Genomic DNA, 25,059 nt, shown 5'->3' with positions numbered 1-25,059 from the left:
TCAATGCTCCCGGCTTTCGAAGTCGATGCGCGGATCGACAAAGGTGTAGGTCAGGTCGCCGATCAGTTTCACCACCAGTCCGAGCAGGGTGAAGATGAACAGCGTGCCGAACACCACCGGGTAATCGCGGTTGATTGCCGCCTCGAAACTCATCAGGCCGAGGCCGTCGAGGGAAAAGATCACCTCCACCAACAACGAGCCGGTGAAGAAGATGCCGATGAGGGCCGAGGGGAAACCGGCGATCACCAGCAGCATGGCGTTGCGGAACACATGACCGTACAGCACGCGGTGGTTGGTCAGGCCTTTGGCCCGTGCGGTGATCACGTACTGCTTGTTGATCTCGTCGAGGAAGCTGTTCTTGGTCAGCAGGGTCATGGTCGCGAAGTTGCCTATCACCAGCGCGGTCACTGGCAGCGCCAGGTGCCAGAAGTAGTCGAGGATCTTGCCGCCCATGCTCAGTTCATCGAAGTTGTTCGAAGTCAGACCGCGCAAGGGGAACCAGTCCAGGTAACTGCCGCCGGCGAACACCACGATCAACAGGATGGCGAACAGGAACGCCGGGATCGCGTAGCCGACGATGATCGCCGAACTGGTCCAGACGTCGAAGTGGCTGCCGTGCCGCTTGGCCTTGGCGATCCCCAGCGGGATCGACACCAGGTACATGATCAGCGTGCTCCATAGTCCGAGGGAGATCGAGACCGGCATCTTTTCCTTGATCAGGTCGATGACCTTGGCGTCGCGGAAGAAGCTGTCGCCGAAATCCAGGGACGCATAGTTCTTGACCATGATCCACAAGCGTTCCGGCGCCGATTTGTCGAAGCCGTACATGTGCTCGATTTCTTTGATTAGTGCCGGGTCCAGGCCCTGGGCGCCGCGATAGGCCGAGCCTGCCACCGAGACTTCGGCACCGCCGCCGGCGATGCGGCTGGTAGCGCCTTCGAAGCCTTCGAGCTTGGCGATCATCTGTTCCACCGGTCCGCCCGGGGCGGCCTGGATGATCACGAAGTTGATCAGCAGGATGCCGAACAGGGTCGGAATGATCAGCAACAGTCGCCGAAAAATGTACGCCAGCATCTGATTACTCCGTGCCCGCAGGATCGGCCTGCAGTGTGGTTTCGACTTCTATTGCCGGCTTGATGTCGGGCTTGACCCACCAGGTGGCCGTGCCGATGTCGTATTTAGGCGAGACCTTGGGATGGCCGATGTGATTCCAGTACGCCACGCGCCAGGTCTTGATGTGCCAGTTGGGTATTACGTAATAGCCCCATTGCAGCACCCGGTCCAGCGCGCGGGCGTGAGCCACCAGGCTGTTGCGCGAATCGGCGTTGATCAGTTGCTCGACCAGTTGATCGACCACCGGATCTTTCAGCCCCATGGAGTTGCGGCTGCCGGGTTTGTCGGCGGCGGCCGACATCCAGAATTCCCGCTGTTCGTTCCCCGGCGAGTTGGACTGCGGGAAGCTGCCGACGATCATGTCGAAGTCCCGGGAGCGCACACGGTTGATGTACTGCGAGACGTCGACCCGGCGGATCACCAGATCGATACCCAGGTCGCTCAGGTTGCGCTTGAACGGCAGCAGCACCCGTTCGAATTCGGTCTGGGCCAACAGGAACTCGATGACCACCGGCTTGCCGGTGGTGTCGACCATCTTGTCATCGACGATGCGCCAGCCGGCCTCCTGCAACAGTTGATAGGCTTGCCGTTGCTGGGCGCGGATCATGCCGCTGCCGTCGGTGGTCGGGTTCTGGAACGCTTCGTTGAACACCTGCGGCGGCAGCTTGGCGCGGAACGGTTCGAGGATCGCCACCTGATCGGCGTCAGGCGCGCCGGTGGCGGCCATTTCCGAGTTCTCGAAATAACTGCGGGTGCGCGCGTAGGCGCCGTTGAACAGTTGCTTGTTGGTCCATTCGAAATCCAGCAACAGCGACAAGGCCTGGCGCACACGCACATCCTGGAACACCGGGCGGCGCATATTGAACACGAAGCCTTGCATGCCGGTGGGGTTGCCGTTGGGAATCTGTTCCTTGACCAGTCGACCTTCGGTGACTGCCGGAGTGTTGTAGGCATTGGCCCAGTTCTTCGCGGTCATTTCCAGCCAGTAGTCGAACTGTCCGGCCTTGAGCGCTTCCAGGGCGACGGTGTTGTCGCGGTAGTAATCGGTGGTCATCACGTCGAAGTTGTAGAAGCCTCGATTGACCGGCAGGTCCTTGCCCCAGTAATCCTTGACCCGCTCGTAACGCACCGAGCGTCCGGCCTTCACTTCGCTGACCTTGTACGGGCCACTGCCCAGCGGGATTTCCAGGTTGCCCTTGTTGAAGTCGCGGTCGGCCCACCAATGCTTGGGCAGCACCGGCAACTGGCCGAGGATCAGCGGCAGTTCGCGGTTGTTGGTGTGCTTGAACTTGAACAGCACGGTCAGCGGGTCTTCGGCGATCGCTTCGGCCACGTCGTTGTAGTAGCCGCGGTACATCGGCGCGCCGTCCTTGGTCAGCATCTGGAAGCTGAATACCACGTCCTCGGCGCGAATCGGATGGCCGTCATGGAAGCGTGCTTCGGGGCGCAGGTAGAAGCGCACCCAGGCGTTGTCCGGGGCTTTCTCGATCAGTCGGGCGATCAAGCCGTACTCGGTGAACGGTTCGTCCAGGCCTTGCTTGGCCAGGGTGTCGTAGATCATGCCGATATCGTCCGCCGGCACGCCTTTGCTGATGAAGGGGTTGAGGCTGTCGAATCCGCCGAAACCGGCCTGACGGAAAATCCCGCCCTTGGGCGCGTCCGGATTGACGTAGTCGAAGTGTTTGAAGTCGGCCGGGTATTTCGGCGGTTCGTTGTACAGGGTCACGGCATGTTGCGGGGCGGCGCAGGCCAGCCCGGCGAACAGCAGACCGCTGGCCTGCAGGAGCAGGGCACGGATGGGTTTCATTGATCTTTCTCCGAAGATTTCAGCCACCACGCGTTCAGGCCCAGAGTGTAGGGCGGCGTGGTGACGAAGGCGAGCCGGTTGCGGTACGCCAGACGGTGATTATTGAGGTACCAGTTGGGAACGATGTAGTGCTGCCACAGCAGCACGCGGTCGAGGGCCTTGCCGGCGGCGACCTGCTCATCGCGGGTCTGGGCGGCCAGCAACTGGTCGAGCAAGTGGTCGACTACCGGGTTGGCAATGCCGGCGTAGTTCTTGCTGCCCTTGACCCCGGCCTGGCTGGAGTGAAAGTACTGCCATTGTTCCAGGCCTGGGCTGAGCGTCTGGTTGAGGGTCATCAGAATCATGTCGAAATCGAACTGGTCGAGGCGCTGCTTGTATTGCGCGCGATCGACCGTGCGCAGCCGCGCATCGATGCCGATGCTGGCCAAGGTCTCGACGTAAGGCTGGAGGATGCGTTCCAGGTTCGGGTTGACCAGCAGCAGCTCCAGGCGCAAGGGCTGTCCGGCGGCGTTTTGCAGGCGCTGGCCATTGAGCTTCCAGCCAGCCTCAGCAAGCAGGCCGAGGGCTTTGCGCAAGGTCTCCCGGGGGATGCCGCGGCCATCGGTCTGCGGCAGGCTGAACGGTTCGGTAAAGAGTTTGGCCGGCAGTTGCTCGCGATAGGGCTTGAGTAACAGCCATTCATGCCCGACCGGCAAACCGCTGGCCGAGAACTCGCTGTTGGGGTAGTAACTCATGGCGCGTTGGTAGGCGCCGCCGAACAGCGTGCGGTTGGTCCACTCGAAGTTGAACATCAGCCCCAGCGCTTCGCGGACCCTGGTGTCCGAGAACGCCGGGCGGCGGCTGTTCATGAACAGGCCTTGGGTCTGGGTCGGGATCCGATGGGGAATCTGCGCCTTGATCACCTCGCCGCGGCGTATGGCGGGGAAGTTGTAGCCGGTGTCCCAGTTCTTTGCCTGATGCTCGATGTAGATATCGAATTCGCCGGCCTTGAACGCCTCGAACGCCACGTCGCTGTCGCGGTAGAACTCGACTTCCATGCGGTCGAAGTTGTACTTGCCGCGATTGACCGCCAGGTCCTTGCCCCAGTAATCCTTGACCCGTTCGAAGACGATCTGTCGTCCTGGTGTGGCCGAGGTAATGCGATACGGCCCGCTGCCCAGCGGCGGCTCGAAAGTGGTGGCCTTGAAGTCGCGGCCTTTCCAGTAGTGCTGTGCCAGCACCGGCATTTCACCCAGGCGCAGGATCAGCAGCGGATTGCCGGCACGCTTGAACACGAAACGGATGCGCTGCGGGCTGAGGATGTCGACCCGCGACACTTCCTGAAGGCTGGTGCGATACAGCGGATGGCCTTCCTTGAGCAGCACGCGATAGGAGAACGCGACGTCGTAGGCGGTGATCGGCGTGCCGTCATGGAAGCGTGCTTCGGGGCGCAAGTTGAACACCACCCAACTGCGGTTCTCGTTGTACTCCACCGACTGGGCGATCAGGCCATAACTGGACGCGGGCTCGTCACCAGAAGGCGCGTACTGCCCCGTGCCGATCATCAGCGGTTCGTTCAGCTCGTTGATGCCGTATTGCAGGAAACTCGGCGTGGTGACAGGGCTGGTGCCCTTGAAGGTGTAGGGGTTGAGCGTGTCGAAGGTGCCAAACGCCATGACCCGCAACGTACCGCCCTTGGGCGCTTGCGGGTTGACCCAGTCGAAGTGGGTAAATCGTGCCGGGTACTTGAGCGTGCCGAACTGCGCATAACCATGGCTTTCGATGATCATCGCGCTTGCGGTGGAGCTCAAGGCCAGGCTGATCAGGAAGAGGAGGGGACGCTTCAAATAGGGGATCCGGTCCGGGCGGCTTGGGCTTTGTGGATCGTACAGTAACAGCTTGTATGGACAGGAAAAAGACGGGGGGTTAATGCGCAATCTCGGCCAGGTCACAAACCCTGTAGGAGCAGCCCACAAAAACTGTGAAGACATAAAAAAGCCCCTGAAGTCAGGGGCTGTTTTTAATGCGGATTGGCCACCGTCAACATCTGGCCAGGCTTGAGCGCCTGGCCGACACGCGGGTTCCAGCGCTTGAGATGCTGCATCTCTACGTTGAAGCGCTTGGCCACGATGTACAGCGAGTCGCCTTGCTGGACCTTGTACGTGGTCTGTTGCTTCTTGGTGTTGGCTGCAATCACGGTGTTGACGCGCCCGGAGCTGCGCTTGCTGGTGTCCTGCATGACCAGGGTCTGGCCGGGCTTGAGGTTCTTGCCGTTCAGTTTGTTCCAGCGTTGCAGGTCCTGCACGTCGACGTTGTTGGCCTTGGCGATGGAGCCGAGGTTGTCACCCCGCTTGACCCGGTAGGAACGCTTGACGCTGGCGACCTGGGTGTCGTCGGCACCTTCGAAGACCGGCTTGAGCGATTTCTTGCTGATCAGTTCTTCAGGACGCATGGTTTGCAGGCTGCTGGTCAGCAATTGCGCCTTGGAGGTCGGGACCAGCAGATGTTGCGGGCCGTCGATGGTGGTGCGTTGCTTGAAAGCCGGGTTGAGCTGAAACAGTTCGTCTTCGTCGATGTTGGCGACTTCAGCAACCTTGGACAGGTCCATGCGCTGGTTGATTTCGACGACCTGGAAGTAGGGTTCGTTGGCGATTGGGTTGAGGTTCACGCCGTAGGCTTCCGGCGCCATCACCACTTGCGACAGTGCCAGCAACTTTGGCACGTAGGCCTGGGTTTCGGAGGGCAGCGGCAGGTTCCAGTAGTCGGTCGGCAGGCCGAGGCGTTCGTTGCGCTCGATGGCCCGGCTGACGGTGCCTTCGCCGGCGTTGTAGGCCGCCAGGGCCAGCATCCAGTCGCCGTTGAACATGTCGTGCAGGCGGGTCAGGTAATCAAGCGCGGCGGTGGTCGACGCGGTGATATCGCGACGGCCATCATAGAAACGGGTTTGACGCAGGTTGAAATAACGCCCGGTGGACGGGATGAACTGCCAAAGACCCACCGCGTCGGCCCGGGAATAGGCCATCGGGTTGTAGGCACTCTCAATCACTGGCAGCAGGGCCAGTTCCAGCGGCATGTTGCGTTCTTCAAGGCGCTCGACGATGTAGTGAATGTAGAGGCTGCCACGCTCGCCGGCGTTTTCGAGGAAAGATGGATTGCTGGCGAACCACAGGCGCTGTTGCTCGATGCGCGGGTTGACGCCCAGCCCGTCCTGCAGCTGGAAGCCCTGGCGCATGCGCTCCCAGACGTCCTGGGGAATTTGCGGGCTGGGTTTTTCGCTGAGCCAGATTGGCTTCTGCTTGGCGCGCGCGGCGATGTTCTGCGTGTGCGCCGCATCGGTCTGCGGCGCATGGCTGGAACAGCCCGCCAGGGTGGCGGACACAGCCACCGCTATGGCTTGAGCCAAGCGGGTCAATGCGTCTGAACTGATGGCTTTGCGAATAGGTGACGACATTGGCTGGAAGTAAGTTCCGGGCAAAAATGTCGGGCGATTCTAGAAAGCGTACCCTGCGCGGTCAACCTTTCAGAATTGTTGCAATCTTGAGAAGCCCCTTTAGAACCTGTCTTTCCACGCTCGAAGCGCAGCAAAAACCATATCGGGCGCCGAGTTATCGGTGCCGGTCCGTTCGTCCGCTTTTTCTTTAACGGATGTTTCACCGGAGCGCAAAAACGGGTTTGTGAGCTTTTCCAGCGCCAGTGTCGACGGCAACGTCATGATCCCGGATTCCCGTTGGCGGGTGACTTTGGCCAGGCGCTCGGCGGTGTCCGGGTTGTTCGGCTCGACGGCCGCCGCAAACTTCAGATTGCTGAGGGTGTACTCGTGGGTGCAGTACACCAGCGTGTCATCCGGCAACCCGGCGAGGCGTGTCAGCGAGCTGTACATTTGCTGTGGCGTGCCTTCGAACAAGCGTCCGCAACCGGCGGCAAACAGGGTGTCGCCGCAGAACAGCAAGCCGTGATGGTAATAGGCGATATGCCCCAGGGTGTGGCCAGGGATCGCGAGGACATCGAAATCCCAGCCGAGCACACTGACCTTGTCGTTGTCCTTGAGCGCAACGTCCCGCGCCGGGATCGTTTCGCTGGCCGGACCATAGACTTTCGCGTCCGTCGCCTTTTTCAGCTGTTCGACGCCGCCGACGTGGTCATGATGGTGATGAGTGATCAAAATATCACTCAGTACCCAGCCCGGATTGGCCGTGAGCCAGGCTTGCACGGGGGCGGCATCGCCCGGGTCGACGACCGCGCAGCGCTTGCTGCCGTGGTCTTGTAACAACCAGATGTAGTTGTCGGTGAAGGCGGGCAGGGCAGTGATCTGTATCATCGTCGGATTCGCCAAGCGGAAAACATTGGCGCATCTTAGAACTTCCTGGCGCGTTGGAGAATGCAATGACTGATAAAGCGTTCGCACAAGCCGATCCTGACTGGCTGGCGTTGATCAGCGCGGCCCGCGAGTGGCTGGCCGGTCCCCTCGGGCAATTTCTGCTGGACGAAGAGCGTCGCATGCTCGAAGACGAGCTCGGGCGGTTCTTTGGTGGCTATCTGGTGCATTACGGTCCCTCGGCCCAGACTCCGCCGGCGGCCCCCCAGGTGCAACGCAATGTGCGCCTTGGCGCGCCGTTGCCGGGGGTCGAGATCGTTTGTGAGGAGCAGGCCTGGCCGCTGAGCGAACATGCCACCGATGTGGTGGTGCTGCAGCATGGCCTGGATTTCTGCCTGTCGCCCCACGGCCTGCTTCGCGAGGCGGCCAGCAGCGTACGCCCCGGCGGGCACTTGCTGATCATCGGCATCAATCCCTGGAGCAGTTGGGGTCTGCGGCATGTATTTGCCCAGGATGCGCTGCGCAAGGCGCGCTGCATTTCGCCGTCACGGGTCGCTGACTGGCTGAACCTGCTGGGCTTCGCGCTGGAGAAACGTCGCTTCGGGTGCTATCGTCCGCCGCTTGCGTCGCCGGCGTGGCAGACCCGCCTGGCCGGTTGGGAGCGCAAGGCCGGTGACTGGCAACTGTCGGGCGGCGGCTTCTATTTATTGGTGGCGCGCAAGATCGTGGTGGGCCTGCGACCGGTCCGTCAGGAGCGGCGCGAACCGATGGGCAAGCTGATCCCGTTGCCGATGGCCAAGGTCAACCGGCGCAACATCGAACCGTAATACACACTTTTCATTTGCGGCCGGGCTTGCCCCGGCTTCGGGCGTCGTCGGTCAGCGATCGGCGGGCCAGCGCATTTTCTGGATAGATTGGCATGAGCGATAGCGTAGAACTGTTCACCGACGGCGCCTGCAAAGGCAACCCTGGCCCCGGCGGCTGGGGCGCACTGCTGGTGTGCAAGGGCGTCGAAAAGGAACTGTGGGGCGGCGAAGCCAATACCACCAACAATCGCATGGAACTGATGGGCGCGATCCGTGGCCTGGAAGAACTCAAGCGACCTTGCGAGGTGCTGCTGGTGACCGACTCCCAGTACGTGATGAAAGGCATCAACGAGTGGATGGACAACTGGAAGAAGCGCGGCTGGAAAACCGCGGCGAAGGAACCGGTGAAAAACGCTGACCTGTGGAAGCTGCTTGACGAGCAGGTCAACCGCCACAAAGTCACCTGGAAATGGGTGCGCGGACACATTGGCCATCACGGCAACGAACGGGCCGACCAGTTGGCCAACCGTGGCGTGGATGAAGTGCGTGGGTACAAACAGGGCTGATCAACCTCCCGTACGGTGAGCATGTTAAGATTCGCGCTTTTGCACGATTGACCGATTGAGAGCTGAGCACTGATGGCCACCAGATCCGTTGTACTCGACACCGAAACCACCGGCATGCCGGTGACCGACGGCCACCGGATTATCGAAATCGGTTGTGTCGAGTTGATCGGCCGACGCCTGACGGGCCGGCACTTTCACGTTTACCTGCAACCCGATCGCGAAAGTGACGAGGGCGCCATCGGTGTCCACGGCATCACCAACGAATTCCTCGTGGGCAAGCCGCGTTTTGCCGAGGTGGCCGAAGAGTTCTTCGAGTTCATCAAGGGCGCGCAGCTGATCATCCATAACGCGGCGTTCGACGTTGGCTTCATCAACAACGAATTCGCCCTGATGGGCCAGCAGGACCGCGCAGACATCACGCAGCACTGCTCGATCCTCGACACCCTGATGATGGCCAGGGAACGTCACCCGGGGCAGCGCAACAGCCTCGACGCCCTGTGCAAACGCTATGGCGTCGACAACTCCGGCCGTGAACTGCACGGTGCCTTGCTCGACTCCGAGATTCTCGCCGACGTCTACCTGACCATGACCGGGGGGCAGACCAGCCTGTCCCTGGCCGGCAACGCATCCGATGGCAATGGCTCGGGGGAAGGGGCGGATAACTCGGCCACCGAGATTCGCCGTTTGCCGGCGGACCGCCAGCCGACGCGCATCATCCGCGCCAGCGAAGACGACCTGGCCCGCCATGCGGCGCGCCTGGAAATCATCGGCAAGTCCGCGGGTGCCCCGGCGTTGTGGGTGCAGTTGGCTGAGGCGGAAGCGCAGGCGTAGTTCCTCATTCCAATGAATGCTTTTTGTGGCGAGGGAGCTTGCTCCCGCTCGGCTGCGAAGCAGTCGTAAATACATCCTCTGCGGTTTATCTGAACGAATGATGGGACCGCTTCGCGCTCCAGCGGGAGCAAGCTCCCTCGCCACAGGGAAACTCCCCTGTCGCCACAAGTTGGTGCATCCCGCTCGCCACATCCTCTGCAACACTCTACCCTGAGGTGATTGGCAGGCTCTGGTCTGCCGCCTCAGGACACTGAGCCTCATGTACAAAGACTTGAAATTTCCGGTCCTGATTGTCCATCGCGACATCAAGACCGACAGTGTTGCCGGCGACCGCGTGCGGGGTATTGCCCGGGAGCTGGAGCAGGAGGGGTTCAGCGTCGTTTCGGCGGTGGATTACACCGAAGGGCGTCTGGTGGCGTCGACTTACCACGGCCTGTCCTGCATGTTGATTGCCTCTGAAGACGCCAGCACTCATTCCCATTTGTTGCAAAACATGGCCGAACTGATCGGTCTGGCGCGGGTCCGCGCGCCGGATCTGCCGATCTTCGCCCTGGGCGAAAAAGTGACCCTGGAAAACGCGCCCGCCGACGCCATGGCCGAGCTCAATCAGTTGCGCGGCATTCTTTATCTGTTCGAAGACACCGTGCCCTTTCTCGCCCGGCAGGTGGCCCGCGCCGCACGCAAATACCTAGATGGCCTGCTGCCACCGTTTTTCAAGGCATTGGTGCAACACACGGCGGACTCCAACTACTCCTGGCACACTCCGGGTCACGGCGGTGGTGTGGCGTATCACAAAAGCCCGGTCGGGCAGGCGTTTCACCAGTTTTTCGGGGAAAACACCCTGCGCTCGGATCTTTCGGTGTCGGTGCCCGAGCTCGGTTCCTTGCTTGATCACACCGGCCCCCTGGCTGAAGCCGAGGCTCGCGCGGCACGCAATTTCGGCGCCGATCACACCTTTTTCGTGATCAATGGCACCTCCACGGCCAACAAGATTGTCTGGCACTCGGTGGTCGCCCGCGATGACCTGGTGCTGGTGGACCGCAATTGCCACAAGTCGGTGCTGCACTCGATCATCATGACCGGCGCGATCCCGCTGTACCTGTGTCCGGAGCGTAATGAACTGGGGATCATCGGCCCGATTCCACTGAGTGAGTTCAGCCGCGAATCGATCCAGGCCAAGATCGACGCCAGTCCGCTGACCAAGGGTCGTTCACCGAAGGTCAAGCTCGCGGTGGTGACCAATTCGACCTATGACGGCCTCTGCTACAACGCCGAGCTGATCAGGCAGCAACTGGGCAATAGCGTTGAGGTGTTGCACTTCGATGAGGCCTGGTACGCCTATGCGGCGTTTCATGAGTTCTTTGCCGGGCGCTACGGCATGGGCACCTCCCGTGATGAAGACAGCCCGTTGGTGTTCACCACCCATTCGACCCACAAGTTGCTGGCGGCCTTCAGCCAGGCGTCGATGATTCACGTGCGCGATGGCGGTGCGCGGCAGCTGGACCGGGATCGCTTCAACGAAGCGTTCATGATGCACATCTCGACCTCGCCGCAGTACGGCATCATCGCCTCGCTGGATGTGGCGTCGGCGATGATGGAAGGGCCGGCCGGGCGTTCGCTGTTGCAGGAAATGTTCGACGAAGCCCTGAGTTTTCGCCGGGCGCTGGCCAACTTGCGCCAGCACATTGCCGCCGATGACTGGTGGTTCTCGATCTGGCAACCGCCGACGGCGCAAGGCATCGAGCGGGTCGTCACCGAGGACTGGTTGCTGCAACCCGATGCCGACTGGCACGGCTTTGGCGGCGTGACCGACGATTATGTGTTGCTCGACCCGATCAAGGTCACGTTGGTAATGCCGGGATTGACCGCCGGTGGCGCCCTCAGCGAGCGCGGGATTCCGGCGGCGGTGGTCAGCAAGTTCCTCTGGGAGCGCGGCCTGGTGGTCGAGAAAACCGGGCTGTATTCGTTCCTGGTGTTGTTCTCCATGGGCATCACCAAGGGCAAGTGGAGCACGCTGCTCACCGAACTGCTGGAGTTCAAGCGCAGCTATGACGCCAACGTCAGCCTGGCCAGTTGCCTGCCCTGCGTGGCGCAAGAGAATGTCGCGCGCTATCAGGGCATGGGCCTGCGGGATCTGTGCGATCAGTTGCATGCCTGTTATCGCAGCAATGCCACCGCCAGGCACCTCAAACGTATGTACACCGTACTGCCGGAAGTCGCGATGAAGCCGGCGGACGCCTATGATCAATTGGTGCGGGGTGAAGTCGAAGCCGTGTCGATCGATGCGCTGGACGGGCGGATCGCCGCGGTGATGCTGGTGCCGTACCCGCCCGGCATTCCGCTGATCATGCCGGGCGAGCGTTTTACCGAGTCGACCCGCTCGATCATCGATTACCTGGCGTTTGCCCGCACGTTCGATAGCAGTTTTCCGGGGTTCGTTGCTGATGTGCACGGATTGCAACACGAAGATCAGGGCAGTGGGCGGTGCTACACCGTCGATTGCATCAAGGAATGAGGACCTTTCCCAGTATGCAGCCGGTTATAAATCCGAATTTCCCAGGGTTGTCGGTACGGGTTGCCGACGAGGGTTTTGCCGCCTACATCTGGGGCAGTGATTTCAGTTTTGAAGTCGCGGCCTACGGTGCGGCCGAAATAGGCAAGCCGGTGGCACAGTGGCCGGTCACCCCGATCACGCCTTATCGCAAGTGCTACGGCATCGACCCCGAAGAATTCAGCAGCTTTCGCGATGGCGCCGACAGCGCGATTTTCATGGCGTATCTGGATGACCAGCCCGTGGGGCACCTGGTGGTCAGTACCAACTGGAACGGCTTTGCCCATATCGACGAACTGGCGGTGCACGCACCGGCCCGGCGGCATGGCGTGGCCAAGGCCCTGCTGGATGTGGCGCAGTTCTGGAGCCGCAAGAAAAAACTCCCGGGCATCATGCTCGAAACCCAGAACAACAACCTGGGGGCCTGCCGGCTCTATGAACGCTGCGGTTACGTGATTGGCGGGATCGACCACCTGCGCTATCGCGGCATCGATCCGAACACCGCCGAAGTGGCGCTGTTCTGGTATCGACTGTTCGAAAACCCGCTGGAAAACCCGTTCAGTTCGTCAGCATCGCCGCGGCTTGTTCCGTGATGATGGCCAACAAGGTCTGAACGGCTGGTGAAGGTTCGGCGTTCTTCAGTGTCAGGGCGTAGAGACTGATCGGGACGGCTGGGGCCAGCGGGCAGGCGTCCAGTCCCGAGGCTTTGGCGCCGAGGGCGGTGAAGGGGTCGACGATGGCCAGGCCTTCGCCGGCCTCGACCATGCTGCGCATCATCTGATGCGTCTGGACCCGGGTCTGGATCACCGGGGCAGGGCGCAAGCCGTGCAGTTTGTTTTCCAGTGCCGGGCTCAGCGGGTCTTGCCCCTCCAGGCCTATCATCGATTGGCCGGCCAGATCCTGCAGTGAAATGTATTTCTGTTTCGGTTGCAGCCAGCCATGGGGGGCGAGCAACTGGAGTTTGCCCTGGGCAATTATCTGGCAATCGAGGTCGGCGTGATCGGGGTCGTGCAGGCTCAGGCCCAGATCGCTTTCACGCAGCAGCAGGCTTCTGACGATGTCGCGGGTCGGCTGGCTCAGCAGCGTGCAAGGCGCATCGGGCAGGCGTCGGCGCAGGGCCGCGATGCTGTGTGGCAACAGTTGGTTGGCCAGAGGCGGGGTGCAGATGATGCGCAGCGGCGGCGCCAGGTATTGCCGGAGGCTGTTGGCCAGGCGCTGCACCGGTTCGAGCGCATCGTAGACCCGGGCAATTTCCACCTGCAGTTCCCGCGCTTCGCGGGTGGCCTGCAATCGCCCGCGCACGCTGGCGAACAGCATGAAACCCAACTGATCCTCTGCGTCGCGCAGCAAACGCTCGACTTCGGCCACCGGCAACTGCAGCCATTCGGCGGCGGTGCCCAGGTGACCGGTCTGCAAGAGCGCCTGGATCACTTCGATATGGCGTAAGCGCATGCGTGAAGTCCATGTTCAGCAGGTGGAGGAGTCAGTGGCTGAATCCTACCCCAAGTCCGTGCATATGACTTCTGCTCATAACGACGGGTTATGAAACGCTGGCGGTTTGCGGTTCGCGGGTAATGGTCACGCCGGTTTGCACCAGCATGAATTCATTGTCGTCGACCTTGTTGACACGGTCGCCAATGGCCAGTTTGTAGGTGGTGACAGGGCTTGAACCGTCTACCGCCGGGGTGGAGTCCTGGAACTCGTGCACCGAATAAATACGGCCTTCCGCGTCTCTTGCATGGAACTGACCGACGAGTACTGCTGCCATCTGCTTAGAACCTCTGGAGATAAATCACTCAATTTGCGGCACTGTAGACCGTGCTTGGGCGAGGTAAGTTTTCCTACGGGAAAAAAATAGTCAGGGGCGGTGTTTTCGGTCGCCCACTGCTTGAATCGTCATCTATAACTACAAGCTCTTCATATCGGACAGTCGAGAAACTCTTATGAGCAACGTCTATACGATCGCCGTCGTGGTCGGCAGCTTGAGAAAGGAATCGATCAACCGCAAGGTCGCACGGGCCCTGATAGAGTTGGCGCCGGCCAATCTCAAGCTCAACATCGTCGAAATCGGCGATCTGCCGCTCTATAACGAAGACATCGATGGCGCTTCACCGCCGGCAGCCTACAGCACTTTCCGACAACAGGTGAGCTCATCCGACGCGGTGTTGTTCGTGACCCCGGAATACAACCGCTCGGTGCCGGCGCCGTTGAAAAATGCGATTGACGTGGGGTCGCGTCCATACGGCAAAAGTGCCTGGAGCGGTAAACCGGGGGCCATTATCAGCGTTTCGCCGGGGGCCGTCGGCGGGTTTGGTGCAAACCACAACCTGCGTCAATCCATGGTGTTTCTCAATGTGCCAGTGATGCAGCAACCGGAGGCCTATCTGGGGAACGCCGGTTCGGCGTTCGACGAGGCGGGCAAGTTGTCCGAGTCGGTCAAGCCGTTCCTGCAAAAATTCATCAATGCCTATGGGCAATGGGTCGAACAGCACAAGAAAGTTTGATTTGAACGTTGCAGCGCTTCGGACTACGAAGCGCTCGTCAAACGGCTGCAAATCATCGTTTCCATTTCCGATAGCCAGGCGGCAGTTTGCTCCGTCGACGGTTGCGCCGTGACGCAATAGCGGCGACCGCCCCAAGCCATGATGACCCAGGCTTCAATGGTGGGTGTTGGGGGCTTTCTCGGCAAATCGCTGCAAGCAGCAAAGACTTCACGCCATTTTTGCGACAGTTCCTCGTACACTCTTCGATGATGCTTGGGTTCGGCGATCTGATGCTCGATGAGCGACACGGCATGGTTGAATAGGGGTTGTCGGGCATCGTCAGGGTCGCAGGTCAGGCACACAAGACGCTTGACGCGAGTTTGCCAGTCCAGGTCGGTTGGCTGGATGACGTCTTGATCCATTTGCGCCAGCAATACATCCAGGCGATGCCGGATGTAACCCGACAGCAGGGCTTCCTTGCTCGGGAAATAGTCATACAGCGTGCCAATCGCCACGCCGGCTTCCAATGCCACTTCCCGGGTGGTCAGCCCTGACCAGCCGACACACTGCCAAATCCGAACAAAAGCCTCGTAAATGGCCTCGACGGTGAAAATCGCCCGGGCCTGACTCGGCCGTTTCAGCGGCTTGGCGCGTGAATTGAGGGTGGGCGAGCTGCCCTTGGTGTTTCCGAACCCACTCTTCAACGGCTGTGATTACTCTTGAGTGACCCGCCACTGTGCCGCAGCAGGAGATCGAACATGCAGGATTTCACCACGGTAACACGGCTGATTACCCGTAAAAACGCCCTGGACCAGAGCCGGATAGAGCGGGAGCAGCGTAGCCTGATCCCGGCAGCCGGCGAGGTGATCTTGAAGATTGATCGTTGCGCATTGACCACCAACAACATTACGTACGCGGCTTATGGCGATTCAATGAACTACTGGGGTTTCTTTCCTACAGGCCTGGTGGATTGGGGTCACGTTCCGGCTTGGGGGTTTGCCGACGTCATTGCATCAACGGTGGATGGCATCGAGGTGGGCGAACGTTTCTACGGTTACTTTCCGCTGGCCAGCCACCTGTGGATGCGCCCGGAACGAGTCACCGAGCGCGGCTTTTACGATGGAGCTGAACACCGGTCGTGGCTGACCTCGGCGTACAACCAATACACGCGCTGCAGTTGGGATTTGTACTACAGGCCTGAAACCGAAAATCTGCAGATACTGCTCAAGCCGTTGTTTCTGACCTCATCGATGTTGGCGGACTTCCTGGCGGACAATCATTTTTTTGATGCGACTCGCCTGGTGTTCTCCAGCGCTTCCAGCAAAACCGCCTACGGCACGGCCGTGTGTCTGGAAAATCATCCGCAATTGCAGCGTGTGGCGCTGACGTCCGCCGGCAACAAAGCCTTTGTCGAAAACCTCGGTTGTTACGACCAAGTGGTGTCTTATGCCGAATTGGCCAACCTCACCGGTGACCGACCTACGCTGTACGTGGATTTTTCCGGCGACCTCAATCTGCGCGATCAGGTCCACCAGCACTTTGCCGGACAACTGCTCTACAGTTGTTTCGCCGGCTCTGCGCAAAGTACCGACGAGGCACGGCTGACGGCTATCGAAGGGCCACAACCGGTGTTCTTTTTTGCGCCGATCCAGATCCGCAAGCGCAATGCCGAATGGGGGCCGGAAGGGGTCAGCCAGCATATCGGCGAAGGGTTGGTGCGGTTTTTCCAGCGAGTGACCGGGAGCGAAAAGCCTTTGCTGGAAGTCATTGAAAGTCAGGGTTACGAGGCGGCGCAAAGGGTCATTTCCCGCTTGGTCCATGGCCAGGTCCCACCCGTGGAGGGGCATGTGATTCGCTTGTGATGTGATTCGGCGAGGTTGTCCGTTTAGACCGGGTTGGCCCCATCGCGAGCAGGCTCGCTCCCACATTGGATCTCAGTCATACGCAAGTTTTGTATCCACTGAAGATCCCTGTGGGAGCGAGCCTGCTCGCAATGGGGCCAGTTCAGACACAGTAAAACTCAGGCATTGCCCGGCACATTTGGCCAAAGGTCCGCCACCAGAAACAACCGTTCTGCCTCTTCCCAGTCACCCGTGGCATTTTCCACCAGACGTACCAGCAGTTGTGCGGGCGCCAGCGGGTCCAGGTCATCCAGCCACGCCTGCATCTGTCCTGGGTTCCAAGTGTGCTCCGCCGAATAATGCGCCGGCGCTAGCCAGGCGTGGCGGGGCAGGGGTTGCCAGCGACCGGGCGGGCTCTGGGCCAACAACGCCGGCCAATCCTTTTGATGCAACCAGCGACCGCGCAAATGCTGCGGATGGGCACCCGATGGCGGGGCTGCCTGACCGGGCCACGGATACAGCAGGTACCCGCCCAGCCACAAATGCGCGCTGAACACCTGAATATCCAGCGCCGCCAGTACTTCACGGCTCTCGGGGCGAGCGGAAATCGGCAATTGATGCTGGCTCAGGTGCGCCAGTTTGCGGTCGAGCCGGTCGTGGCAGCCCGGACCCAGCCACTGAGCGGTGTCGTGTCCGTCACCGGATTGCGGGCCGAGGTAGAGCTTGATCGCCAATTCCAGGTGATGCACGCCGTCGCGGTCGCGTAGCAGCATGTCCAGTTCACCCAGGGTGTGTCCTTCGCGGCGAATCGGCAGGTTGGCGGCAATCAGTTCAATGCCGGGTGCATGTTGCACGGCGAACTGCCAGAGGCGTTCGTAGTACAAACCCAGGCGCCGGGTCCGGGCCTGGGCCAGCCAATGCAGCAGGCCATAACTGTCCCGATCAAGCTGCCGCAGCCAGTGCTCCAGCCGATCCGGTGCCTGCACCCAGTCGCTACCGGCCAGCGGGTGACGCTGCGGCCACGGGGTATCGCCTAGCATTGGCGGCGCGAGGATGACCCACGCAAGGTCACGCACTTCGGGATGGCGTAACTGATGGGGCAGGTGGAGCAAATCGGGAAATAGCATCATCTTGCGAGCATAGCCCGAAACCCGGGCACACCCTTGAAGCTGAAAGGATTTTGTCTACGGGCGGCTTTCGCCCATAATCGGGTATTTCGCCGCCACGCAGATTCCCGCAGGAGCCCCATGGAGCAATTTCGCAATATCGGCATCATCGGTCGCCTGGGCAGTTCCCAGGTGCTGGATACCGTCCGCCGACTGAAACGGTTTCTGCTCGATCGTCACCTGCACGTGATCCTCGAAGACACCATCGCCGAAGTGCTGCCAGGGCATGGCTTGCAAACCTCGTCGCGCAAGATGCTCGGCGAAGTCTGCGACATGGTCATCGTGGTCGGTGGTGACGGCAGCCTGCTCGGTGCCGCCCGGGCACTGGCCAAACATAATATTCCGGTGCTCGGCATCAACCGCGGCAGCCTGGGTTTCCTCACCGACATCCGTCCCGACGAGCTGGAAACCAAGGTCGCCGAAGTGCTGGATGGCCACTATCTGGTGGAAAACCGCTTCCTGTTGCAGGCCGAAGTCCGTCGCCACGGCGAGGCCATCGGCCAGGGCGATGCACTGAACGATGTGGTGCTGCACCCCGGCAAATCCACGCGAATGATCGAATTCGAGCTGTACATCGACGGCCAGTTCGTCTGCAGCCAGAAGGCCGACGGCCTGATCGTCGCCACGCCGACCGGATCCACCGCCTACGCGTTGTCCGCCGGCGGGCCGATCATGCATCCCAAGCTCGACGCTATTGTGATTGTGCCGATGTACCCCCATACCTTGTCGGGTAGACCCATCGTGGTCGATGGCAACAGTGAGCTGAAGATCGTCGTGTCCAAGGATATGCAGATTTACCCGCAAGTCTCGTGCGACGGGCAGAACCATTTCACCTGCGCGCCGGGCGACACCATTACCGTCAGCAAGAAAGCCCAGAAACTGCGGCTGATTCACCCGCTGGACCACAACTACTATGAGGTCTGCCGGACCAAGCTCGGCTGGGGCAGCAAGTTGGGGGGTGGAGGCGACTGATGCTCGATCCCGCGCGTAGCTACGACCTGATCGGTGACGTGCACGGTTGCGCTCTGACCCTGGAGCACTTGCTCGACCGACTCGGTTATCACAAGCAGGATGGCGTCTGGCGGCATGCCTCGCGCATGGCGGTGTTCGTCGGCGATATCATCGACCGCGGCCCGCGGATTCGCGAGGCGCTGCATATCGTCCACGATATGGTCGAGGCCGGTCAGGCGCTGTGCATCATGGGCAACCACGAGTTCAATGCGCTGGGCTGGAGCACGCCGGCGCTGCCGGGCAGCGGCAAGCAGTTCGTGCGCGAACACACCCCGCGCCATGCCCGCCTGCTGCACGAAACCCTGACCCAGTTCGAACACCATCCGGGCGACTGGCAGGACTTCCAGCAATGGTTCTACAAATTGCCATTGTTCGTCGATGCCGGGCGTTTTCGCGTGGTCCACGCCTGCTGGGATGCCGGACTGATCGAACCGCTGCGCGCGCTGTTCCCCAACGGCTGCATCGACGAGCATTTTCTCCAGGCCTCGGCGGAGTCGGGCTCTTTTGCCTGCACCGTATTCGACCGGCTACTGCGTGGCACAGACATGCGCTTGCCCCATGGCCTGACGATGACCAGCGGCGACGGCCTGGTACGTTCGTTCTTCCGGACCAAGTTCTGGGAAGACGATCCGAAAACCTACGGCGACATCGTGTTCCAGCCGGATGCACTGCCGGAACCCGTGGCCCGGACGCCGCTGACGTCCACCGAAAAGAACAGTTTGCTGCGCTATGGCATCGATGAGCCGCTGTTGTTCGTCGGCCATTACTGGCGCAGCGGCAAGCCGGCACCGATCCGGCCGAACCTGGCCTGCCTGGATTACAGCGCGGTGCTGTACGGCAAACTGGTTGCCTACCGACTGGATCAGGAAACCCGCCTGGATCCGCAAAAATTCGTCTGGGTCGATGTCGAGCGGCCGGAGGTGCTGCAATGAGTGCTGTAGCGGTATTGCGACTGCCCCTGGCGGTGGACTTGAGCGGGTTCGTCACCTTGCTCAAGCGCATGCAAGTGCCCCACCGGGTCAGCGAGGAAGCTGGCGAGCAGGTGTTGTGGGTGCCGGACAACATCAGTGAAGACGTGCGTGCGTTGTACGAACGTTTTCCGGCGGGTGACCCCGATCAGCAGCTGGACATTCCGCTGGCACAGACCGTCACGCGTCCGGGGTTCGTCGAGCAGTTGAAGTACGCCAGGGCCACCGCGCTGGTATTGCTGCTTAGCATGATCGTCGGCGCGGTGACCATGCTGGGCGACAACCTTGAAACGATGCGCTGGCTGACCTTCCTCGAATTCCGCGTGGTCGGCGAGTACCTCCACTTCACGCCACTGGCCGACAGCCTGGCGGCGGGGCAGTGGTGGCGCCTGGTCACGCCGATGCTGATCCACTTCGGCATCCTGCACCTGGCGATGAACGGCATGTGGTACTGGGAGCTGGGACGGCGCATCGAGTCGCGTCAGGGCAGTATCAACCTGATCGGCCTGACCTTGCTGTTCAGCCTGGTGTCCAACTTCGCCCAGTATTTCTTCAGCGGCCCGACCTTGTTCGGTGGTTTGTCCGGCGTACTGTACGGCCTGCTCGGGCATTGCTGGATCTTCCAGCTGCTGGCGCCGAACCCGGCCTATCGCCTGCCCCGTGGCGTGCTGGTGATGATGCTGGTGTGGTTGCTGCTGTGCCTGTCCGGGCTGGTGTCGATGATCGGCTTCGGTGAAATCGCCAACGCGGCCCACGTCAGCGGGTTACTCATCGGATGCTTCACCGGTTTGTTGGGCGGTTTGTATAACCGCCGTAAACTGGCCGCCTAATTCAGAACATGCAATAAAGAGACGGAGACCCAATGTCCTCTTTTAACGAAATGATCAAGAACATCACCCACGATATCTACGAGAGCCTGAAACTGGCCGTAGAAATCGGCAAATGGTCCGACGGTGGCAAACTCACCGCCGAACAACGCGAGCTGTCGCTGCAGGCGATGATCGCCTGGGAAGTCCAGCACCTGCCCGAGGACCAGCGCACGGGCTACATGGGCCCGCAGGAATGCAGCTCCAAGTCGATTCAAGTGCCCAATATCCTGTTCAAGTCGGATGCCATCCATTGATCGAGATTGGCCGCGGTGCAATCAGCAAAATGTCGGCGCGCCTGGACGGGCCGAACGTGCAATACGCATTTCGTCTGGGCGAAACCGAGATCCCGGTCAATCCGTTGATCGGTACCACGGTGCGCCTGGAATACCTGGGGGCGATCCACTGCACCCATTGCGGACGCAAGACCAAGACCAGTTTCAGCCAGGGCTACTGCTACCCGTGCATGACCAAGCTGGCCCAGTGCGACGTGTGCATCATGAGCCCGGAGCGCTGCCACTTCGAGGCCGGTACTTGCCGGGAGCCTGAGTGGGGCGAGAAGTTCTGCATGACCGACCACGTGGTGTACCTGGCCAATTCGTCGGGGGTGAAAGTCGGGATTACCCGCGCCACCCAGTTGCCGACCCGCTGGCTCGACCAAGGGGCGAGCCAGGCCTTGCCGATCATGCGCGTCTCGACCCGCCAGCAGTCCGGTTTCGTCGAGGATCTGTTCCGCAGCCAGGTGGCCGACAAGACCAACTGGCGTGCTTTGCTCAAGGGCGATGCGGCGGTGGTGAACCTGGCCGAAGTCCGCGATCAGCTGTTCGACAGCTGCGCTGAAGGCTTGCTCGGGTTGCAGCAGCGATTTGGCTTGCAGGCGATCCAGCCCGTGACCGACGTCGAACCGCTGGAAATCCGCTACCCGGTCGAGCAGTACCCAGCGAAGATCGTCAGCTTCAACCTGGACAAGAACCCGATTGCCGAAGGCACGCTGATGGGGGTCAAGGGCCAATACCTGATCTTCGACACCGGCGTGATCAATATTCGTAAATACACGGCCTACCAGCTCGCCGTGCATCAGTAAGGACTCCAGCATGCGCACCGAACAACCGAAGATGATCTACCTCAAGGACTATCAGGCGCCCGAGTACCTGATCGACGAAACGCACCTGACCTTCGAGTTGTACGAGGACCACAGCCTGGTCCATGCGCAACTGGTGATGCGCCGCAATCCCGAGCGTGGCCCGGGCCTGCCGCCGCTGGTGCTGGATGGCCAGCAGCTGGAACTGCTGTCGGTCACCCTGGCCGACCAGGCGCTTTCCGAGGCGCAGTATCAGCTGACCGAGAATCACCTGACCCTGCACCCGACCAGCACCACCTTCACGGTCGATACCAGCGTCCGGATCCACCCGGAAACCAACACCGCGCTGGAAGGCCTGTACAAGTCCGGCACGATGTTCTGCACCCAGTGCGAGGCCGAAGGCTTTCGCAAGATCACCTATTACCTCGACCGCCCGGACGTGATGAGCACCTTCACCACCACGGTCGTCGCCGAACAACACAGCTATCCGGTGCTGCTGTCCAACGGCAACCCGATCGCTTCCGGTCCCGGTGAAGAAGGCCGGCACTGGGCGACCTGGGAAGACCCGTTCAAGAAACCGGCGTACCTGTTTGCGCTGGTGGCCGGCGACCTGTGGTGCGTCGAAGACAGCTTCACCACCCTGAGCGAGCGCACCGTGGCGCTGCGCATTTACGTCGAGCCGGAAAACATCGACAAGTGCCAGCACGCGATGAACAGCCTGAAGAAATCCATGCGCTGGGACGAAGAGGTCTACGGTCGCGAGTACGACCTGGACATCTTCATGATCGTCGCCGTGAATGACTTCAACATGGGCGCCATGGAGAACAAGGGCCTCAACATCTTCAACTCCAGCGCCGTGCTGGCCAAGGCTGAAACCGCCACCGATGCCGCGCATCAGCGGGTCGAGGCGATCGTCGCCCACGAATACTTCCACAACTGGTCGGGCAACCGCGTGACCTGCCGCGACTGGTTCCAGCTGTCGCTCAAGGAAGGCTTCACCGTGTTCCGCGATGCCGGTTTCTCCTCGGACATGAACTCGGCCACGGTCAAACGCATCCAGGACGTGGCGTACCTGCGCACCCACCAGTTCGCCGAAGACGCCGGCCCCATGGCCCACGCCGTGCGCCCGGACAGCTTCATCGAAATTTCCAACTTCTACACCCTGACCGTGTATGAAAAGGGCTCGGAAGTGGTCGGCATGATCCACACCCTGCTCGGCGCCGAAGGCTTCCGCAAAGGCAGCGACCTGTACTTCGAACGCCACGACGGCCAGGCCGTGACCTGCGATGACTTCATCAAGGCCATGGAAGACGCCAATGGCGTTGTTCTGACCCAGTTCAAGCGCTGGTACAGCCAGGCCGGCACACCGCGCCTGGCGGTGAGCGAGTCTTACGACGCTACGGCAAAAACCTACAGCCTGACCTTCCGCCAGAGCTGCCCGCAAACCCCGGACAAGGTTGAAAAACTGCCGTTCGTGATCCCGGTCGAACTGGGCCTGCTGGATTCCAATGGCGTGGCGATTACCCTGCGTCTGTCCGGTGAAGCCACCGCGCAAGGCACCTCGCGGGTCATTTCCGTGACCGAAGCCGAGCAGACTTTCACCTTCGTCGACATCGCCGAACAACCGCTGCCATCGTTGCTGCGCGGCTTCTCGGCACCGGTGAAACTGAGCTTCCCGTACAACCGCGATCAGTTGATGTTCCTGATGCAGCACGACAGCGACGGCTTCAACCGCTGGGATGCCGGTCAGCAACTGTCGGTGCAGGTGCTGCAAGAGCTGATCGCCCAGCAGCAGAAAGGCGAAGCGCTGGTACTCGATCAGCGTCTGGTGTCGGCGCTGCGCACGGTGCTCTCGGATGAGTCGCTGGATCAGGCCATGGTCGCCGAAATGCTCTCGCTGCCAAGCGAGGCGTACCTGACCGAGATCAGCGAAGTGGCGGATGTCGAAGCGATTCACACTGCACGCGAGTTTGCCCGCAAGCAACTGGCTGACGCGTTGTTCGAAGGCCTGTGGCAGCGTTATCAGGCCAATCGCGAATTGTCGAAGCAGACGCCGTACATGGCCGAAGCCGAGCACTTTGCCCGTCGTGCCTTGCAGAACATCGCGCTGTCGTACCTGATGCTCAGCGGCAAGCCGGAAGTTGTGGCTGCGACTCTGGAGCAGTTCGACGCGTGCGACAACATGACCGAGCGCCTGACCGCACTTGCCGTGTTGGTCAATTCACCGTTCGACGCCGAGAAGGCCAAGGCGCTGGCCAGTTTCGCCGAACACTTCAAGGACAATCCGTTGGTCATGGATCAGTGGTTCAGCGTCCAGGCCGGCAGCGTGTTGCCCGGTGGCCTGGCACGGACCAGGGCGTTGATGCAGCACCCGGCGTTCAACATCAAGAACCCGAACAAGGTGCGGGCGTTGGTCGGTGCGTTTGCCGGGCAGAACCTGATCAACTTCCATGCTGCTGACGGTTCGGGGTATCGCTTCCTGGCGGATCTGGTGATCGAGTTGAATGGCTTCAATCCGCAGATTGCTTCTCGCCAGTTGGCGCCTTTGACTCGCTGGCGCAAGTACGACAGTGCTCGTCAGGTTTTGATGAAGGGGGAGCTGGAGCGGATTCGGGCTTCGGGGCAGTTGTCCAGTGATGTGTTTGAAGTGGTCAGCAAGAGTTTGGCTTGAGTCTGCTGTTGACCTTGGCGGCCTTCGGGCCGACCTGGTTCTTGGTTGATTGAGTACATATCCGTTTCTGCGGGAGCGGCGGCTGGCGGTTTCGCTCTTACAGCGAGTCCCTTTTGGCAAACGCCCCAAAAGGAACCAAAAGGTCTCGCCCCGAACGTACGGCCCCTCGCTTAGGCTCGGCGTTCCTTCGCTGCGGTATTCATCCGGGGGCATTGCCCTCCGGTCGGCTTCGCTTCGACCTACATGCAATGAGTTCGACTGCGTCGAACGGCGCTGCGCGCCAGTCCCCGGATGAACACCTCCACTCAGCCTGCCGAGGGGGCGGGTGGATCAAGATCAAGAGCTGCAGGCGAGCTAACGCTCGGCCTGTTGAGTGGTGAGGAGCGACGTGGTGGTGTGGGCTGCTCTGCCTTTGCTCTTCTGTGGGAGCAGGCTTGGTCCGGGCGGCGTTCCGACGATGGCGGCCTGACAGCCAACTGAGTCCCATCTGGTTGTACCCAATTTTTCAGAAACCCCTATCTGCTTTGGCTTTGGCTTTGGCTTTGGCTTTGGCTTTGGCTTTGGCTTTGGTTTTTGATCTTGATCTGGCTTTTGATCTTTTGCCCCTTCGGCAGGCCGAGCGTAGGTGTTCATCAGGGGGTTAGGCGCGTAGCGCCGTTCGACGAAGTCGAACACATCGAGAGGAGGTCGTCGCGAAGCAGACCGGAGGCGATGCCCCCTGATGGACACCGTAGCGAGGGAACACCGAGCCTTGGCGAGGTGCCGTACGTCGGGGCAAAGCCTTTTGCTTACTTTTCGGCGTTTGGAAAAGTGAGTCGCTGTAAGAGCGAAACCGTCAGTAGCCGTTACCGCGAGGGTGTAATTAGTTTTGTGTAAACGGTCATTTGGCAGGAGACTGCCTACCCCAAGGAAATCCAATGACCGAGCCAAAATCCAAGCGCGCCAAACGAGTCAAACCTGATCCTGAACTGGTTAAATTGGCCGACAGCCTGCTGAGCAATTAC

Annotated in this window: 22 protein-coding genes; 13 read left to right on the top strand and 9 right to left on the bottom strand. The window is 60.7% G+C overall.

Features of this window, described 5'->3' with window-relative positions:
• From KGB07_RS27745 to gloB, 5 genes are all read right to left on the bottom strand, one after another.
• Complete coding sequence (locus KGB07_RS27745) at positions 1-1,074, bottom strand: microcin C ABC transporter permease YejB (protein ID WP_008051869.1); 1,074 nt, start codon at positions 1,072-1,074, stop codon at positions 1-3.
• Between the two features lie 4 nt (positions 1,075-1,078).
• The gene (locus KGB07_RS27740) at positions 1,079-2,920 is read right to left on the bottom strand and encodes an extracellular solute-binding protein (protein ID WP_223467238.1); all 1,842 of its coding nucleotides are present in this window, start codon (positions 2,918-2,920) and stop codon (positions 1,079-1,081) included.
• Complete coding sequence (locus KGB07_RS27735) at positions 2,917-4,689, bottom strand: extracellular solute-binding protein (protein WP_223467374.1); 1,773 nt, start codon at positions 4,687-4,689, stop codon at positions 2,917-2,919. Before KGB07_RS27735 ends, KGB07_RS27740 begins: the two co-directional genes overlap by 4 nt.
• Positions 4,690-4,919: 230 nt before the next feature.
• Positions 4,920-6,350 (bottom strand): LysM peptidoglycan-binding domain-containing protein, encoded by a 1,431-nt coding sequence (locus KGB07_RS27730; protein ID WP_046037206.1) that lies wholly within the window; start codon positions 6,348-6,350, stop codon positions 4,920-4,922.
• 99 nt (positions 6,351-6,449) lie between these two features.
• The gene (gloB, locus tag KGB07_RS27725; protein ID WP_046037205.1) at positions 6,450-7,217 is read right to left on the bottom strand and encodes a hydroxyacylglutathione hydrolase; all 768 of its coding nucleotides are present in this window, start codon (positions 7,215-7,217) and stop codon (positions 6,450-6,452) included.
• Positions 7,218-7,282: 65 nt separating this feature from the next.
• On the opposite strand from gloB, the gene KGB07_RS27720 reads away from it, so the two are divergent.
• The 5 genes from KGB07_RS27720 to KGB07_RS27700 all read left to right on the top strand — a co-directional run bounded on the left by KGB07_RS27720 (position 7,283) and on the right by KGB07_RS27700 (position 12,561).
• Positions 7,283-8,041 (top strand): methyltransferase domain-containing protein, encoded by a 759-nt coding sequence (locus KGB07_RS27720; protein WP_046037204.1) that lies wholly within the window; start codon positions 7,283-7,285, stop codon positions 8,039-8,041.
• 92 nt (positions 8,042-8,133) lie between these two features.
• Positions 8,134-8,586, top strand: coding sequence for a ribonuclease HI (rnhA, locus tag KGB07_RS27715; protein WP_007979123.1), 453 nt, complete (start codon positions 8,134-8,136; stop codon positions 8,584-8,586).
• Positions 8,587-8,658: 72 nt separating this feature from the next.
• Complete coding sequence (dnaQ, locus tag KGB07_RS27710; RefSeq protein WP_046037200.1) at positions 8,659-9,417, top strand: DNA polymerase III subunit epsilon; 759 nt, start codon at positions 8,659-8,661, stop codon at positions 9,415-9,417.
• A 259-nt stretch (positions 9,418-9,676) separates the two neighbouring features.
• A complete protein-coding gene (locus KGB07_RS27705; RefSeq protein ID WP_046037199.1) occupies positions 9,677-11,932 on the top strand; it encodes an Orn/Lys/Arg decarboxylase N-terminal domain-containing protein in 2,256 nt (751 codons plus the stop codon).
• A gap of 14 nt (positions 11,933-11,946) precedes the next feature.
• Positions 11,947-12,561 carry a GNAT family N-acetyltransferase gene (locus KGB07_RS27700; RefSeq protein WP_223467236.1) on the top strand — a complete coding sequence of 205 codons (615 nt, stop codon included), beginning with the start codon at positions 11,947-11,949 and terminating at the stop codon, positions 12,559-12,561.
• On the opposite strand, the gene KGB07_RS27695 is transcribed toward KGB07_RS27700, so the two are convergent.
• Together KGB07_RS27695 and KGB07_RS27690 are read right to left on the bottom strand one after the other, a co-directional pair.
• Positions 12,527-13,420: a LysR family transcriptional regulator gene (locus tag KGB07_RS27695; RefSeq protein ID WP_046037197.1), complete on the bottom strand. Its 894-nt coding sequence runs from the start codon at positions 13,418-13,420 to the stop codon at positions 12,527-12,529. The genes KGB07_RS27700 and KGB07_RS27695 overlap by 35 nt on opposite strands.
• Positions 13,421-13,508: 88 nt before the next feature.
• A complete protein-coding gene (locus tag KGB07_RS27690; protein ID WP_046037196.1) occupies positions 13,509-13,736 on the bottom strand; it encodes a hypothetical protein in 228 nt (75 codons plus the stop codon).
• A 175-nt stretch (positions 13,737-13,911) separates the two neighbouring features.
• On the opposite strand from KGB07_RS27690, the gene KGB07_RS27685 reads away from it, so the two are divergent.
• Positions 13,912-14,472, top strand: coding sequence for an NADPH-dependent FMN reductase (locus tag KGB07_RS27685; protein WP_046037194.1), 561 nt, complete (start codon positions 13,912-13,914; stop codon positions 14,470-14,472).
• Positions 14,473-14,495: 23 nt separating this feature from the next.
• On the opposite strand, the gene KGB07_RS27680 is transcribed toward KGB07_RS27685, so the two are convergent.
• On the bottom strand, positions 14,496-15,155 hold the full coding sequence (locus KGB07_RS27680; RefSeq protein WP_223467234.1) for a TetR/AcrR family transcriptional regulator: 660 nt from the start codon (positions 15,153-15,155) through the stop codon (positions 14,496-14,498).
• A gap of 54 nt (positions 15,156-15,209) precedes the next feature.
• Here KGB07_RS27680 and KGB07_RS27675 point away from each other — a divergent pair, with 54 nt between their 5' ends.
• Positions 15,210-16,313, top strand: coding sequence for a DUF2855 family protein (locus KGB07_RS27675; protein WP_223467232.1), 1,104 nt, complete (start codon positions 15,210-15,212; stop codon positions 16,311-16,313).
• Positions 16,314-16,471: 158 nt separating this feature from the next.
• Here the strand turns inward: KGB07_RS27675 and KGB07_RS27670 are convergent, their stop codons facing one another.
• On the bottom strand, positions 16,472-17,422 hold the full coding sequence (locus tag KGB07_RS27670) for a DUF1853 family protein (protein WP_223467230.1): 951 nt from the start codon (positions 17,420-17,422) through the stop codon (positions 16,472-16,474).
• Positions 17,423-17,539: 117 nt separating this feature from the next.
• Here KGB07_RS27670 and KGB07_RS27665 point away from each other — a divergent pair, with 117 nt between their 5' ends.
• Genes KGB07_RS27665 through pepN form a run of 6 tightly spaced genes read left to right on the top strand, consistent with a single transcriptional unit; the run spans position 17,540 to position 24,055 of the window.
• The gene (locus KGB07_RS27665; protein ID WP_008016128.1) at positions 17,540-18,430 is read left to right on the top strand and encodes an NAD(+) kinase; all 891 of its coding nucleotides are present in this window, start codon (positions 17,540-17,542) and stop codon (positions 18,428-18,430) included.
• On the top strand, positions 18,430-19,401 hold the full coding sequence (locus KGB07_RS27660) for a metallophosphoesterase (protein WP_046037191.1): 972 nt from the start codon (positions 18,430-18,432) through the stop codon (positions 19,399-19,401). Before KGB07_RS27665 ends, KGB07_RS27660 begins: the two co-directional genes overlap by 1 nt.
• Complete coding sequence (locus tag KGB07_RS27655; protein ID WP_046037190.1) at positions 19,398-20,267, top strand: rhomboid family intramembrane serine protease; 870 nt, start codon at positions 19,398-19,400, stop codon at positions 20,265-20,267. The genes KGB07_RS27660 and KGB07_RS27655 overlap by 4 nt, the downstream gene beginning before the upstream one ends.
• 32 nt (positions 20,268-20,299) lie before the next feature.
• Positions 20,300-20,560, top strand: a complete 261-nt coding sequence (locus KGB07_RS27650; protein ID WP_223467228.1) for a YeaC family protein — start codon at positions 20,300-20,302, stop codon at positions 20,558-20,560.
• Positions 20,557-21,387: a DUF2797 domain-containing protein gene (locus tag KGB07_RS27645; protein ID WP_223467226.1), complete on the top strand. Its 831-nt coding sequence runs from the start codon at positions 20,557-20,559 to the stop codon at positions 21,385-21,387. The genes KGB07_RS27650 and KGB07_RS27645 overlap by 4 nt, the downstream gene beginning before the upstream one ends.
• A 10-nt stretch (positions 21,388-21,397) precedes the next feature.
• A complete protein-coding gene (gene pepN / locus KGB07_RS27640; RefSeq protein WP_223467225.1) occupies positions 21,398-24,055 on the top strand; it encodes an aminopeptidase N in 2,658 nt (885 codons plus the stop codon).
• Positions 24,056-25,059: the final 1,004 nt, after the last annotated feature.

This window comes from Pseudomonas sp. GL-RE-26, from assembly GCF_019956275.1.
Lineage (GTDB): Bacteria > Pseudomonadota > Gammaproteobacteria > Pseudomonadales > Pseudomonadaceae > Aquipseudomonas > Aquipseudomonas grandcourensis.
Note: the sequence above shows the minus strand (reverse complement) of the source record. Positions and strands in the feature narration are given on the sequence as shown.

Coding starts and splice junctions, on each gene's coding strand:
- KGB07_RS27675 (WP_223467232.1), top strand. CDS start 15,210: ATGCAGGATTTCACCACGGTAACACGGCTGATTACCCGTAAAAACGCC.
- KGB07_RS27735 (WP_223467374.1), bottom strand. CDS start 4,689: ATGATCATCGAAAGCCATGGTTATGCGCAGTTCGGCACGCTCAAGTAC.
- KGB07_RS27650 (WP_223467228.1), top strand. CDS start 20,300: ATGTCCTCTTTTAACGAAATGATCAAGAACATCACCCACGATATCTAC.
- rnhA (WP_007979123.1), top strand. CDS start 8,134: ATGAGCGATAGCGTAGAACTGTTCACCGACGGCGCCTGCAAAGGCAAC.
- KGB07_RS27690 (WP_046037196.1), bottom strand. CDS start 13,736: ATGGCAGCAGTACTCGTCGGTCAGTTCCATGCAAGAGACGCGGAAGGC.
- gloB (WP_046037205.1), bottom strand. CDS start 7,217: ATGATACAGATCACTGCCCTGCCCGCCTTCACCGACAACTACATCTGG.
- KGB07_RS27685 (WP_046037194.1), top strand. CDS start 13,912: ATGAGCAACGTCTATACGATCGCCGTCGTGGTCGGCAGCTTGAGAAAG.
- KGB07_RS27720 (WP_046037204.1), top strand. CDS start 7,283: ATGACTGATAAAGCGTTCGCACAAGCCGATCCTGACTGGCTGGCGTTG.
- KGB07_RS27670 (WP_223467230.1), bottom strand. CDS start 17,422: ATGATGCTATTTCCCGATTTGCTCCACCTGCCCCATCAGTTACGCCAT.
- KGB07_RS27655 (WP_046037190.1), top strand. CDS start 19,398: ATGAGTGCTGTAGCGGTATTGCGACTGCCCCTGGCGGTGGACTTGAGC.
- KGB07_RS27730 (WP_046037206.1), bottom strand. CDS start 6,350: ATGTCGTCACCTATTCGCAAAGCCATCAGTTCAGACGCATTGACCCGC.
- KGB07_RS27745 (WP_008051869.1), bottom strand. CDS start 1,074: ATGCTGGCGTACATTTTTCGGCGACTGTTGCTGATCATTCCGACCCTG.
- dnaQ (WP_046037200.1), top strand. CDS start 8,659: ATGGCCACCAGATCCGTTGTACTCGACACCGAAACCACCGGCATGCCG.
- pepN (WP_223467225.1), top strand. CDS start 21,398: ATGCGCACCGAACAACCGAAGATGATCTACCTCAAGGACTATCAGGCG.
- KGB07_RS27705 (WP_046037199.1), top strand. CDS start 9,677: ATGTACAAAGACTTGAAATTTCCGGTCCTGATTGTCCATCGCGACATC.
- KGB07_RS27700 (WP_223467236.1), top strand. CDS start 11,947: ATGCAGCCGGTTATAAATCCGAATTTCCCAGGGTTGTCGGTACGGGTT.
- KGB07_RS27740 (WP_223467238.1), bottom strand. CDS start 2,920: ATGAAACCCATCCGTGCCCTGCTCCTGCAGGCCAGCGGTCTGCTGTTC.
- KGB07_RS27660 (WP_046037191.1), top strand. CDS start 18,430: ATGCTCGATCCCGCGCGTAGCTACGACCTGATCGGTGACGTGCACGGT.
- KGB07_RS27665 (WP_008016128.1), top strand. CDS start 17,540: ATGGAGCAATTTCGCAATATCGGCATCATCGGTCGCCTGGGCAGTTCC.
- KGB07_RS27695 (WP_046037197.1), bottom strand. CDS start 13,420: ATGCGCTTACGCCATATCGAAGTGATCCAGGCGCTCTTGCAGACCGGT.